This is a genomic window from Citrobacter pasteurii, from assembly GCF_019047765.1.
GTDB classification, from domain to species: Bacteria; Pseudomonadota; Gammaproteobacteria; order Enterobacterales; family Enterobacteriaceae; genus Citrobacter; species Citrobacter pasteurii.
Map to the genome: position 1 here is coordinate 2965074 of NZ_CP077262.1, position 12744 is coordinate 2977817.

Annotated in this window: 11 protein-coding genes and 6 pseudogenes; 14 read left to right on the forward strand and 3 right to left on the reverse strand. The window is 51.5% G+C overall.

The genetic code is table 11. The annotated features are described in order from the left end of the window. Nucleotides 1–27: 27 nt before the first annotated feature. Nucleotides 28–163: pseudogene (locus I6L54_RS24345) on the reverse strand (hypothetical protein); the annotation flags it as partial. A 176-nt stretch (nt 164–339) separates the two neighbouring features. Between I6L54_RS24345 and tnpA the strand changes: the two are divergent. The 8 genes and pseudogenes from tnpA to fecE all read left to right on the forward strand — a co-directional run. After that, nucleotides 340–534, forward strand: a pseudogene (gene tnpA / locus I6L54_RS14475) (IS200/IS605-like element IS200F family transposase); the annotation flags it as partial. 164 nt (nt 535–698) lie between these two features. Next, on the forward strand, nt 699–1220 hold the full coding sequence (gene fecI, locus I6L54_RS14480; RefSeq protein ID WP_005121249.1) for a ferric citrate uptake sigma factor FecI: 522 nt from the start codon (nt 699–701) through the stop codon (nt 1218–1220). Continuing rightward, entirely contained in the window at nt 1217–2170 is a 954-nt protein-coding gene (gene fecR / locus I6L54_RS14485; protein ID WP_040233792.1) for a ferric citrate uptake sigma factor regulator FecR, read from the forward strand. The genes fecI and fecR overlap by 4 nt, the downstream gene beginning before the upstream one ends. Nucleotides 2171–2256: 86 nt before the next feature. Beyond that, on the forward strand, nt 2257–4575 hold the full coding sequence (gene fecA, locus I6L54_RS14490) for a TonB-dependent Fe(3+) dicitrate receptor FecA (RefSeq protein ID WP_040233791.1): 2319 nt from the start codon (nt 2257–2259) through the stop codon (nt 4573–4575). Nucleotides 4576–4649: 74 nt separating this feature from the next. Continuing rightward, on the forward strand, nt 4650–5552 hold the full coding sequence (locus I6L54_RS14495; protein ID WP_005121253.1) for a Fe(3+) dicitrate ABC transporter substrate-binding protein FecB: 903 nt from the start codon (nt 4650–4652) through the stop codon (nt 5550–5552). Further along, nucleotides 5549–6547, forward strand: coding sequence for an iron-dicitrate ABC transporter permease FecC (gene fecC, locus I6L54_RS14500; protein WP_005121255.1), 999 nt, complete (start codon nt 5549–5551; stop codon nt 6545–6547). Before I6L54_RS14495 ends, fecC begins: the two co-directional genes overlap by 4 nt. Continuing rightward, entirely contained in the window at nt 6544–7500 is a 957-nt protein-coding gene (gene fecD, locus I6L54_RS14505; protein ID WP_005121256.1) for a Fe(3+) dicitrate ABC transporter permease subunit FecD, read from the forward strand. The genes fecC and fecD overlap by 4 nt, the downstream gene beginning before the upstream one ends. Next, nucleotides 7501–8268 carry a Fe(3+) dicitrate ABC transporter ATP-binding protein FecE gene (gene fecE / locus I6L54_RS14510; protein WP_005121257.1) on the forward strand — a complete coding sequence of 256 codons (768 nt, stop codon included), beginning with the start codon at nt 7501–7503 and terminating at the stop codon, nt 8266–8268. Nucleotides 8269–8533: 265 nt separating this feature from the next. Here fecE and I6L54_RS14515 read toward each other — a convergent pair. Then, a pseudogene (locus tag I6L54_RS14515) lies at nt 8534–8644 on the reverse strand (transposase); the annotation flags it as partial. 176 nt (nt 8645–8820) lie between these two features. Here I6L54_RS14515 and I6L54_RS24350 point away from each other — a divergent pair. The 5 genes and pseudogenes from I6L54_RS24350 to I6L54_RS14535 form a co-directional block, all read left to right on the forward strand. Further along, nucleotides 8821–8955 (forward strand): annotated as a pseudogene (locus tag I6L54_RS24350) (hypothetical protein); the annotation flags it as partial. Nucleotides 8956–9136: 181 nt separating this feature from the next. Next, the gene (locus I6L54_RS14520) at nt 9137–10048 is read left to right on the forward strand and encodes a pentapeptide repeat-containing protein (RefSeq protein WP_040233789.1); all 912 of its coding nucleotides are present in this window, start codon (nt 9137–9139) and stop codon (nt 10046–10048) included. 94 nt (nt 10049–10142) lie between these two features. Continuing rightward, nucleotides 10143–11183: an IS481 family transposase gene (locus I6L54_RS14525; RefSeq protein ID WP_040233787.1), complete on the forward strand. Its 1041-nt coding sequence runs from the start codon at nt 10143–10145 to the stop codon at nt 11181–11183. A gap of 77 nt (nt 11184–11260) precedes the next feature. Then, a complete protein-coding gene (locus tag I6L54_RS14530) occupies nt 11261–11533 on the forward strand; it encodes an EmrE family multidrug efflux SMR transporter (protein ID WP_137378465.1) in 273 nt (90 codons plus the stop codon). Between the two features lie 33 nt (nt 11534–11566). Then, nucleotides 11567–12115 carry a GNAT family N-acetyltransferase gene (locus I6L54_RS14535; RefSeq protein WP_005121261.1) on the forward strand — a complete coding sequence of 183 codons (549 nt, stop codon included), beginning with the start codon at nt 11567–11569 and terminating at the stop codon, nt 12113–12115. A gap of 2 nt (nt 12116–12117) precedes the next feature. Here the strand turns inward: I6L54_RS14535 and I6L54_RS14540 are convergent. After that, nucleotides 12118–12327 (reverse strand): annotated as a pseudogene (locus I6L54_RS14540) (GNAT family N-acetyltransferase); the annotation flags it as partial. On the opposite strand from I6L54_RS14540, the pseudogene I6L54_RS14545 reads away from it, so the two are divergent. Then, a pseudogene (locus tag I6L54_RS14545) lies at nt 12268–12561 on the forward strand (glutathione peroxidase); the annotation flags it as partial. The pseudogenes I6L54_RS14540 and I6L54_RS14545 overlap by 60 nt on opposite strands. Nucleotides 12562–12744 lie beyond the last annotated feature (183 nt).

Genomic DNA, 12744 nt, shown 5'->3' on the forward strand with positions numbered 1-12744 from the left:
TTGATTCTCAGTACCGACAAATCGCTATTAGTGCGCGCCGCCGCCACTCCCTGCACCGAATGGCGGTTTGGCAAACCGATACCAGGCCGAGTAGCACGAGGAAAATCCCTGCAGACATCCAGAAGATTTCGTTAGCAGAAATAATCAGGCCCTGGTGAGTAATGCCAGTCAGTTAAGCAACTGACTGGCCCTTTTTGTGCACAGAAAACCCCCAGCCAGGCTGAGGGTTCCGTAAAGCTTTCAGCTTTGGGCCAGTTATTAAAACCCCTTTTGATTTGTTAAAACATCTTGCGGTCTGGCAACTGCAAAAGTTCAACAAGAAATCAAAAGGGGGTTCCAATGGGGGACGAGAAGAGCTTAGCGCACACCCGATGGAACTGTAAATATCACATAGTTTTTGCGCCCAAATACCGAAGACAAGCATTCTACGGGGAGAAACGCAGGGCGATAGGCAGCATCTTAAGAAAGCTGTGCGAGTGGAAAAACGTACGAATCCTGGAAGCGGAATGCTGCGCAGATCATATCCATATGCTGTAAGCGTAAAGCCAGCGCCGTATGTAGCCATTAAGGGATGCTATTAATGCCAAAATCATAACCCCTTTAAAATGTCATTTTTATCTCATTTCATTTCCAATTGTAATGATAACCATTCTCATGTTAATGTAGACGCGTGATAATTAACTTTTGATGCAATCCGCATGTCTGACCGCGCCACTACTACCGCTTGCTTCACGCTCGAGTCGCTTTATGGCGCACATCACGGCTGGCTGAAAAGCTGGCTGACGCGCAAACTCCAATCTGCCTTTGATGCTGATGATATTGCCCAGGACACATTTTTACGGGTAATGGGCAGTGACTCGCTCAAGACTGTCCGTGACCCTCGTTCCTTCCTGTGTACTATTGCCAAACGGGTGATGGTCGACCTGTTTCGTCGAAACGCGCTGGAAAAAGCCTATCTGGAGATGCTGGCGCTGATGCCGGAAAATCTCGCGCCTTCGCCCGAGGAACGTGAGAGCCAGCTCGAAACCCTGCAACTCATCGACAGCATGCTTGACGGCCTGAACGGAAAAAGACGCGAAGCGTTTTTGCTTTCGCAACTGGAGGGGCTCAAATACAGCGAGATCGCGCTTAAGCTCGGCGTCTCCGTCAGCTCGGTGAAAAAGTATGTGGCAAAGGCTATCGAACATTGTCTGCTGTTTCGTCTGGAGCACGGCTTGTGAACGCTGCTATCTCCGATTCTCGCCGTCAGGCATTGCGCTCAGCATCACACTGGTATGCGGTATTGAGCGGCGATCGCGTTAGTCCGCAGCAGGAAGCTCGCTGGCAACAATGGTATGAGCTAGACCAAGACAATCAGTGGGCATGGCAACAGGTTGAAAACCTACGCAACCAGCTCAACCATGTACCGGGCGATGTCGCCAGCCGGGCGCTGCATGATACGCACCTAACCCGTCGTCACGTCATGAAAGGGCTGCTGTTACTGCTTGGCGTGGGCGGCGGCTGGCAGCTCTGGCAATCTGAGGCCGGTGAAGGTCTGCGTGCCGACTACCGCACCGCTAAAGGCGTGGTCAGCCATGAGCGGCTGGAAGATGGTTCACTGCTGACGCTCAACACACAAAGCGCCGCTGATGTTCGTTTTGATGCGCATCAGCGTACCGTCCACCTCTGGTACGGTGAAATTGCCATCGTTACAGCCAAAGACGACCAACTGCGACCTTTCCGCGTGATGACGCTCCAGGGTCAGCTCACCGCATTAGGCACAGAATTTACTGTCTTTCAGCACGATAACATCACGCGCGTAGCCGTACAGCAGCATGCTGTTGAAGTCCGCCTGGCAAATCATCCGCAGGAAAAACGTATCGTCAACGCTGGCGAGGGCCTGCAGTTTAGCGCGTCTGAATTTGCTGAAATCGCCACATCGGATGATGAAAGCGCAGCCTGGACACAGGGCGTTCTGAGTTTCAGTGATAAACCGCTGGGTGAGGTCATTGCCACGCTGAGCCGTTATCGCAACGGTGTGCTGCGCTGTGATCCGGCAGTGGCGGGACTTCGCCTGAGCGGGACTTTCCCACTGAAAAATACCGATGCAATTCTGAATGTTATTGCTCAGACTCTTCCAGTTAAAATTCAGTCAGTTACACGATACTGGGTCAATATCTCAGCGTTGTAAGAAAAATAATTCTCATTTTTATTGTCCCTTTTCCCCTTCTCGTTCGACTCATAGCTGAACACAACAAAAATGATGATGGAGAAGGTATGACGCATTCACGCGTTTTGCACAAAACAACACCTTTGGTTAATGCCATTCGCCTGTGCCTGCTGCCACTGGCCGGCCTTTCGTTATCAACCTTCGCAGCGCAGGTTGATATTGCCCCAGGTGCGCTCGACAAGGCGCTTAACCAATATGCCGCACACAGCGGAATTACCTTGTCGGTGGACGCCAGCCTGACACGCGGCAAACAGAGCAACGGCCTTCACGGTGACTACGATGTCGAAACCGGTCTGCAACATCTGCTGAGCGGCAGCGGCCTGCAGGTAAAACCGCTGGGCAATAACAGCTGGACGCTGGAGCCCGCACCGAAAGAAGATGCCCTGACTGTGGTGGGCGACTGGCTGGGCGACGCGCGTGAAAATGACGTTTTCGAACATGCTGGCGCACGTGACGTTATCCGCCGTGAGGATTTCGCCAAAACCGGCGCGACGACCATGCGCGAAGTGCTCAACCGTATCCCTGGCGTCACCGCCCCGGAAAACAACGGGACTGGCAGCCACGACCTGGCGATGAACTTTGGTATTCGCGGTCTGAACCCGCGCCTTGCCAGCCGTTCAACGGTGCTGATGGACGGTATTCCGGTGCCGTTTGCCCCTTACGGTCAGCCGCAGCTTTCACTGGCGCCTGTTTCGCTCGGAAATATGGACGCCATCGATGTGGTACGCGGCGGTGGCGCGGTGCGTTACGGGCCACAAAACGTGGGGGGTGTGGTGAACTTTGTCACCCGCGCCATTCCTCAAGACTTCGGTATCGAAGCAGGTATGGAAGGGCAGCTTAGCCCAACTTCTTCGCAAAATAATCCGAAAGAGACGCATAACCTGATGGTGGGCGGCACGGCGGATAATGGTTTTGGCACTGCCCTGCTTTACTCCGGCACCCGCGGCAGCGACTGGCGCGAGCATAGCGCCACGCGCATCGATGACCTGATGCTGAAAAGTAAATATGCGCCGAACGAGGTGCACACTTTCAACAGCCTGCTGCAATACTATGACGGCGAAGCCGACATGCCCGGCGGCCTGTCCCGCGCAGATTACGACGCCGACCGCTGGCAGTCCACGCGTCCGAACGATCGCTTCTGGGGTCGTCGCAAGCTGGCAAACCTTGGCTATCAGTTCCAGCCGGATAACCAGCATAAATTCAACATTCAGGGCTTCTACACCGAAACCCTACGCAGCGGCTACTTAGAACAAGGCAAACGTACCACCCTTTCACCGCGTAACTACTGGGTGCGAGGCATTGAACCGCGCTACAGCCAGAGCTTTATGATTGGCTCTTCCGCGCACGAAGTGGGCGTCGGCTACCGCTATGTAAGTGAATCGACGCATGAAATGCGTTACTACACCACCACCAGCGGCGGACAGCTGCCGACCAGCGCCAGCCCTTACGATCGCGACACCCGTTCCGGTACCGAAGCGCACGCGTGGTATCTGGATGACAAAATCGACGTGGGTAACTGGACCATCACGCCGGGTATACGCTTTGAACATATCGAGTCATACCAAAACAACGCCATTAAACGTACGCACGAGGAAGTGAGCTATAACGCCCCGCTTCCAGCGCTAAACGTGCTCTATCACCTAACTGATAGCTGGAATCTTTATGCAAACACTGAAGGCTCGTTCGGCACCGTACAGTACAGCCAAATTGGCAAGGCTGTGCAAAGCGGCAATGTGGAACCGGAAAAAGCGCGAACCTGGGAGCTCGGAACCCGATACGACGATGGTGCGCTGACGGCAGAAATGGGGCTGTTCCTGATTAACTTTAATAATCAGTACGACTCCAACCAGCTCAACGATACCGTGACCGCACGCGGTAAAACGCGCCATACCGGACTGGAAACTCAGGCTCGCTATGACCTTGGCACGCTGACGCCAGTCCTCGACAACATCTCCGTCTACGCAAGCTATGCATATGTGAACGCCGAGATCCGCGAGAAAGGCGACACCTACGGCAACCAAGTGCCGTTCTCGCCGAAACACAAAGGCACATTGGGCGTGGACTATAAACCGGGCAGTTGGACCTTCAACCTGAACAGCGATTTCCAGTCCAGCCAGTTTGCGGATAACGCCAACACCGTTAAAGAGAGCGCCGACGGCAGCACCGGCCGGATCCCTGGTTTCATGCTCTGGGGCGCGCGCATAGCCTATGACTTCGGTCCGCAGATGGCAGATCTGAACCTTGCGTTTGGTGTGAAAAATATCTTCGACCAAGAATATTTTACCCGCTCTTATGACGACAACAACAAAGGCATTTACGCCGGCCAGCCGCGCACACTCTACATGCAGGGATCGTTGAAGTTCTAATCCCCGATTACCCGGCCTGCATGCTGTTTTGTGGGCTGGGTAAGCGAAGCGCCACCCGGCTTTCAGGAGCACCCATGTTCACATTTTTTCGAGTTCTTGTTGCAGGCCTGCTGCTTGTCACAGGCCACGCCTTTGCCACCACGGTACAGGATGAGCACGGCATTTTTACGCTTGATAAAACGCCACAGCGGATAGTGGTGCTGGAACTGTCGTTTGCAGACGCGCTGGCCGCCGTCGATGTCAGTCCGGTCGGCATTGCCGACGATAATGATGCGACGCGCATTCTTCCAGAGGTTCGCGCCCATCTGAAAACCTGGCAGTCTGTTGGCACCCGTGCGCAGCCGAGTTTAGAAGCCATCAGTATGCTAAAACCGGATCTGATCATTGCCGATAGCAGCCGCCATGCGGGGATTTGCAACGCCTTGCGGCAAATCGCACCGGTCCTGCTGCTTAAGTCTCGTAATGAAACCTATGCTGAAAATCTGCAGTCTGCGACCATCATCGGCGACGTTGTCGGCAAAAAGGCACAGATGCAATCACGCCTGGAGCAACACAAACAACGGATGTCAAAGTGGGCCAGCGAGTTGCCAAAAGGCACGCTGGTCTTGTTCGGTACATCCCGTGAACAGCAGTTCAATCTGCACACGCGTGATACCTATACCGGGAGTGTCCTGGCCGCTCTTGGGCTGACGGTGCCCGCGATGAAGGCCGGTGTGTCGATGCCATCCATTGGTCTGGAACAGTTGCTGGCAGTCAATCCTGCATGGTTGTTAGTCGCACACTATCGCGAAGAGAGCATCGTGAAACGCTGGCAGCAAGACCCGCTATGGCAGATATTAACGGCTGTGCAAAAACAGCAGACGGCTTCGGTCGATAGTAACGCCTGGGCGCGAATGCGCGGCATTTTTGCGGCCGAACGTATTGCCAGCGACACGGTAAAAATCTTTCATCACCAGCCTTTATCTGATGTGAAATGACAGTTCTCAGACACCCAGCGCTGCAGTGGGGGCTTCCTCTTGCCGCGCTTATCGTTGTTTTCTGGCTGAGTCTGTTTTGCTACTCGGCCATTCCTATTTCTGGGGTTGACGCGATTCGTGCCTTGCTGCCCGACTCTACGCCGACGCTGGCACATGCGCTGGTGCAAAACCTTCGTCTGCCGCGAAGTCTGGTCGCCATTTTGATCGGCGCTAGCCTGGCTCTTGCGGGAACACTGCTGCAGACCCTGACGCATAATTCAATGGCCTCCCCGTCATTGCTCGGCATAAACAGCGGCGCGGCGCTGGCGATGGCGCTCACCAGCGCCGTCAGCCCAACACCCGTTACGGGTTACTCCATCGCCTTTATCGCCGCCTGCGGCGGCGGCATAAGCTGGCTGTTGGTGATGGCCGCAGGCGGTGGATTTCGCCATACCCAAGACAAAAACAAACTGATCCTTGCGGGTATCGCCTTCTCGGCTTTTTGTATGGCCTTGACCCGTATCACCCTGCTGCTGTCTGAAGATCACGCCTACGGTATTTTTTACTGGCTAGCGGGGGGCGTATCCCACGCACGCTGGCAGGAACTCTGGCAGCTTTTGCCGATGGTGGCGATTGCTGTACCGGTGGTGTTGCTGCTGGCTAATCAACTGAATCTGCTTAACGTCAGCGATAGCACCGCCCGCACGCTGGGGGTCAATCTGCCCAGGCTACGTTTGATCATCAATATTCTGTTGCTGCTTCTCGTCGGCGCCTGCGTCAGTGTGGCGGGTCCAGTGGCGTTTATTGGTCTGCTGATGCCGCATCTGGCTCGCTTCTGGGTGGGATTCGATCTACGCAAGGTGCTGCCGATGAGCATGCTTTTGGGCGCCACGTTGATGCTACTGGCGGATGTTCTGGCGCGGGCACTGTCCTTCCCCGGCGAATTGCCCGCGGGAGCCGTGCTGGCGCTGATTGGCGCGCCCTGCTTTGTCTGGCTGGTCAGGAGGCGCGGATGAAAATTACGATAGTCATTTTCATCGCCCTCGCGCTGACAGGAATTTCGGTACTGTCGTTGCAAATGGGGGTGATCTCGGTTCCCTTTCGCGCCCTGATAACCGACTGGCAGACCGGACTCGAATATCATTACGTGTTAACGGCATACCGCCTGCCGCGACTACTACTGGCGCTGTTTGTGGGTGCCGCCCTCGCGGTTGCAGGCGTTCTGGTACAGGGGATCGTACGTAACCCTCTGGCATCGCCGGATATTCTCGGCGTAAACCATGCCGCCAGTTTTGCCTCTGTGGGCACTCTGCTTCTCTTACCGTCCCTGCCGGTGGTTGCACTGCCACTACTGGCATTTGCCGGCGGTATGACGGGCCTGATCTTGCTGAAAATGCTGGCGAACACCAGCCAGCCGGTGAAGTTGGCGCTCACAGGTGTCGCGCTTTCTGCCTGCTGGGCCAGCCTGACGGATTATCTGATGCTCTCGCGCCCACAGGATGTGAACAGCGCCCTGCTGTGGCTGACCGGCAGCTTATGGGGTCGTGACTGGAGCTTTGTGAAGGTTGCCGTCCCGCTGCTGATTTTGTTTCTGCCGCTGAGCCTGAGTTTTTGCCGCAATCTCGATCTCTTGGCGCTGGGTGATGCGCGCGCGACCACGCTCGGCGTGTCGGTGTCGCGCACCCGGTTTCGGGCTTTGCTACTGGCTGTCGCCATGACGTCTACGGGCGTGGCCGTCTGCGGTCCGATTAGCTTTATTGGTCTCGTGGTGCCACATATGGTGCGCAGCATTACCGGTGGACGTCATCGCTGGCTGCTGCCCGTTTCGGCCCTGACAGGTGCGTTACTGTTGGTGATGGCCGACCTGCTGGCGCGAATTATTCATCCCCCGCTGGAGCTTCCAGCTGGCGTGCTGACCGCCATTATCGGCGCGCCATGGTTTGTCTGGCTGCTTGTGAGAATGCGATAAATGACATTACGAACGGAAAAACTGACGATCAGTTACGGTACAACCAAGGTATTAGACGGCGTATCACTCACACTGCCTGTGGGCAAGATTACTGCCCTACTTGGCCCTAACGGTTGTGGGAAATCGACGCTGTTAAACTGTTTTTCACGGCTGTTAATGCCGCAGTCCGGCACCGTATTTCTTGACGACAATCCCATCAATACGTTCTCATCGCGCCAGCTTGCCCGCAGGCTGGCACTGCTGCCGCAGCATCATTTAACGCCAGAGGGGATCACCGTCCGAGAACTGGTATCCTACGGCCGCAACCCGTGGTTACCACTTTGGGGGCGTCTTTGTGCGCAAGACAATGCGCGGGTCAATGTTGCCATGAGCCAGACCCAAATCCATCATCTTGCCGACAGACGGTTAACCGATCTTTCTGGCGGCCAACGCCAGCGCGCATTTCTGGCGATGGTCTTGGCGCAGGATACGCCCGTTGTCCTGCTCGATGAGCCAACTACCTATCTCGATATCAATCATCAGGTGGAACTGATGCGGTTGATGGGCGCACTCCGAGGTCAGGGAAAAACGGTAGTCGCAGTGCTGCACGACCTTAATCAGGCAAGCCGATACTGTGATCATCTGGTGGTCATGGCCAACGGACATGTGATGGCACAAGGCACACCGGAAGCAGTGATGAATCCTGGATTGCTGAGAAGCGTATTCAGCGTGGAAACGGAGATCCATCCCGAGCCGATATCTGGCAGACCGATGTGTGTGATAATGTAGATTGTACAGGTCGTATGAAGCAAACCTCGGCTAAACGAAACGGGAACTGTGCCGCTGTGTCTTTCTGACTGGCTCTGAACGCTTACGATGAGCACATCAACTTGTTTTAGAATGCCCGCTTTGTGCTGTGAGTTCAACGGGTCGATGCAACGCTATCCTTAATCGAGGGGGACGTTGCCATGAAACGAAGAACGCGTATTTACTACACGCCAGAGCAGAAAACGATTATCTGGGACAGGTATAAGCAAGGTGATTCCCTGCATGATATCACCCTGCGTTTCTCCCCGTAGAATGCTTGTCTTCGGTATTTGGGCGCAAAAACTATGTGATATTTACAGTTCCATCGGGTGTGCGCTAAGCTCTTCTCCTCCCCCATTGGAACCCCCTTTTGATTTCTTGTTGAACTTTTGCAGTTGCCAGACCGCAAGATGTTTTAACAAATCAAAAGGGGTTTTAATAACTGGCCCAAAGCTGAAAGCTTTACGGAACCCTCAGCCTGGCTGGGGGTTTTCTGTGCACAAAAAGGGCCAGTCAGTTGCTTAACTGACTGGCATTACTCACCAGGGCCTGATTATTTCTGCTAACGAAATCTTCTGGATGTCTGCAGGGATTTTCCTCGTGCTACTCGGCCTGGTATGGTTTGCCAAACCGCCATTCGGTGCAGGGAGTGGCGGCGGCGCGCACTAATAGCGATTTGTCGGTACTGAGAATCAAAACTCAATATAGATATTGAATCTATATTGAATGCATCAATTCATTGATGCATTCAATATAAATTAATGCCAAACCGGAGCACTTTTTGATATTTTTCGTTGTCTCTTAGTAAGAGAATCGCCTTAGCGATAAACCAATCAATAAGGAGATGTCAATGGACAACATTAATGCTTTAGCACAAAAACATATGGATATACTGGTAAACGCTGCAATGAGCCCAGATGATAAAACATTGCACAAAGAAGCAACTAAACTGCATGGCGTAGGCGAGTGTCTGAAGTACATTTTTACTTTGGGAATTAAAGACTCAGGGGAGAAGCGGCTTAAGTCTGTCATCAATAGTCTCTCGCGTTCTTTGGCTTCAGAGGGTATATCCCCGCGAAAAACACTGAACAGTATTATTCATAACTCCGGCATGTCTATTAGATTCACTATTGATGAGTCAGAAAAATCGCTACAAGGTGAATATGAACTATGTATAACCAAGGACACGGATGGAGCATACTCACTGAAGATTAGTGAAGAAAACGTATCTGAACAATTAGAATTACAATTAAGTGAAGCGCAGTTCATATCAGGAGCCAGATATTTTAGCACCATATATTTTCTGGATAAAAACAACCTATCAGAAGCCGGACAAAAATATATTGATACGGGATGCCTCGATCTATCAGGGGAAGATTTAAGCGAACTTGATATGAGCGATTTGGATTTGAGTAATGCTGACCTTTCCGGGGCAAATCTAAGTAGAACAAGTATAGAAACTGAGCAACTACTTGATACTAGTTTAATACGTGACAATTTTAGCGAAGATAATCAGCGTGAAGCAGCAAAAAAGTTGAGTGAGATAATGTTGTTGGAAACAAATAATTTCAATAATTTCAATAATTTCAATAAGTTCGATAAATTATTCGAATCCATTAAGAACATGGCTAAACCAGAGTGTCAACCATTGTTTAGTAAAACATTGATTGAAGAAAAAAATTCGAACATAGTGGTTTCATATTCAATCGCAGGAAACATTATTGCCAGGCCACGTATTCAATTTGCGGATTTGGCGTATTAGTCGCGACTTGATCTGACACTGGACCTTGAAAGGTTGAGAGTTACCGGTTTTGATATGGGTGTCGAATCCTTATACAAAACACGAGGTAACTCTCATGCTTCATGCTAACAATCCCGTCATCAAACACAAAGCCGGTTTGCTCAATCTGGCTGATGAACTCAGTAATGTATCGAAAGCCTGTAAAATCATGGGCGTCTCACGCGATACATTTTACCGTTATCGCGAACTGGTTGATGAAGGTGGCGTGGATGCACTGATTAACCGCAGCCGACGTGCGCCCAATCTCAAAAATCGGACAGACGATGCCACTGAAAACGCCGTGGTGGATTACGCCATTGCGTTCCCGGCACATGGTCAGCACCAGACCAGCAACGAACTGCGCAAACAAGGCGTCTTCATCTCCGGAAGTGGTGTCCGTTCCGTCTGGTTGAGACACTGCCTTGAGAACTTCAAAAAACGTCTGAAAGCGCTGGAAGAAAAAGTGGCGTATGATGGCATCGAACTGACCGACGCACAGATAGTCGCACTGGAACGAAAAGAAAGTGATGACGAGGCCTGTGGCGAAATTGAAACCGCTCATCCGGGTTATCTGGGCTCACAGGACACGTTCTATGTGGGTAACCTGAAAGGCGTCGGGCGTATTTATCAGCAGACGTTCGTTGATACGTACTCTAAAGTTGCCCATTGCAAGCTCTATGTCACTAAAACACCAATTACAGCGGCTGACCTGCTCAATGATCGTGTGCTGCCATTTCATGAATCTCAGGGGCTGCCGATGCTGAGAATACTGACCGACAGAGGAACAGAGTTCTGCGGTAAGGTGGAACAGCATGACTACCAGCTTTATCTGGCGATAAATGATATCGACCATACGAAAAAGAAAGCGATGTCCCCGCAGACGAACGGTATCTGCGAGCGGTTCCACAGGACAATATTGCAGGAATTTTATCAGGTAACGTTCCGCAAAAAACTGTATGGTGCTCTCGATACATTACAAACGGATCTTGATGAATGGCTGGCTTATTATAATAATGAGCGAACTCATCAGGGAAAAATGTGCTGTGGGCGGACGCCAATGAAAACATTACTTGATGGAAAACGCATCTGGGCTGAGAAAAATTTAAGCCAGATGTAATCTGACAGATACCTGTATAAATAACCGGTAACTGCCAGATCAGGTCTGAGCTAATACAAGTCATAGGTACAACCCTGATGAAGTTCTCTGACGGATTCACACGCCTATGGCCATCTGTAGCAACTATTGTGTGCTACTGCACGGCCTTTTATCTTCTCTCCCAGACTCTGTCGACCATTCCAACAGGTATTGCGTACGCAATTTGGTCAGGTGCTGGAATCATATTAATCAGCCTTTTGAGCTGGTTGGTAAGTGGGCAAAAACTTGATTTTCCGGCGATCGCAGGCATGCTTCTTATTTGTGCTGGGGTTCTGGTTATTAATATTTTTTCAAAATCCTCCCCACATTGATTCTCTTATCTTGCTCTTGTAGGAAAAGCGCATATGAAAATACCAAAACTCCATACAGAACGCTTGCTGTTAAAACCATTAGAAGCCGAAGATGCCTCGCAGATTCAGGTACTTTATCCACGCTGGGAGATAGTTCGCTATATGGTTTCCTCAGTACCCTGGCCCTATCCTGATAACGGTGCGGAGAATTACGTCAATAACATTGCCCTGCCTGATATGAAAAAAGGGATTGCGTGGATCTGGACTATCAGACTCCGTGAGGCCCCTGACGCTCTCATAGGTTTAATTTGCCTTTATGACGTTGAGGATAATAACCGTGGATTTTGGTTAGATCCGGAATATCAGGGTCAGGGTTTTATGCGTGAGGCCAGTAATGTCGCTACGGATTACTGGTTTAATACGTTAAATAAGACGGTATTGCGTGCGCCGAAAGCCTCTCTCAATATCCGTTCCAAACGTATTTCAGACAGTAGCGGCATGCGGCTTATCAAGACGGAAAAGAAAGAGTATGTCAGCGGTTTGCTGGATTCTGAACTTTGGGAAATCACGCGCGACGAATGGAACGCTCATCAGGTTGGTTAATATAAATTATGGAATGTCCATAACTGAACCGCAGAGAATTTCTGTTCTTCGCAAAAGTTCATCGCCTCTTGAATCAGTTTTCTACCCAATCCACTGCCGCGACAGCCATCATCGAGAATAAACCAGCGCAAATGCGCTTCATTCGTTTTGCCCTGCACCAGTTCGGTAATCAGGAGCCCGGTGGAGCCGACGAAATTGCGCAAACCTGTCACATCAACTACTGTGTGGGCTTCCCGATGTTTGAGAAAGTGGAAGTCAACGGTGCCGCTACGCACTCGGTATTTCGTTACCTGAAAGACGAATTACCCGGCGCGCTGGGTGGGCGGATCAAGTGGAATTTTACTAAGTTCCTGATCGGGCGTGACGGCAAGCCGCTCGAGCGTTTTCCCCCTTTCACTACCCCAGAGAAAATAGAAACCACTATCCTTACAGCGCTTAAAGTCTGAGCGCCCCTGTAATTCAAACCGACCCTGGTATGCTCCAGTTCGCTGTCTGAATAAAAAACACGCTGCAAAATCAACAAAATATAATCAACTTGCTTAATTACTCTGCAATCGCGTGAAAACATGCAGAAAAATGCTAATTCCCTCTTGCCTCATTCGGTCTGTGCCGCTAATATTCGTCCCCGT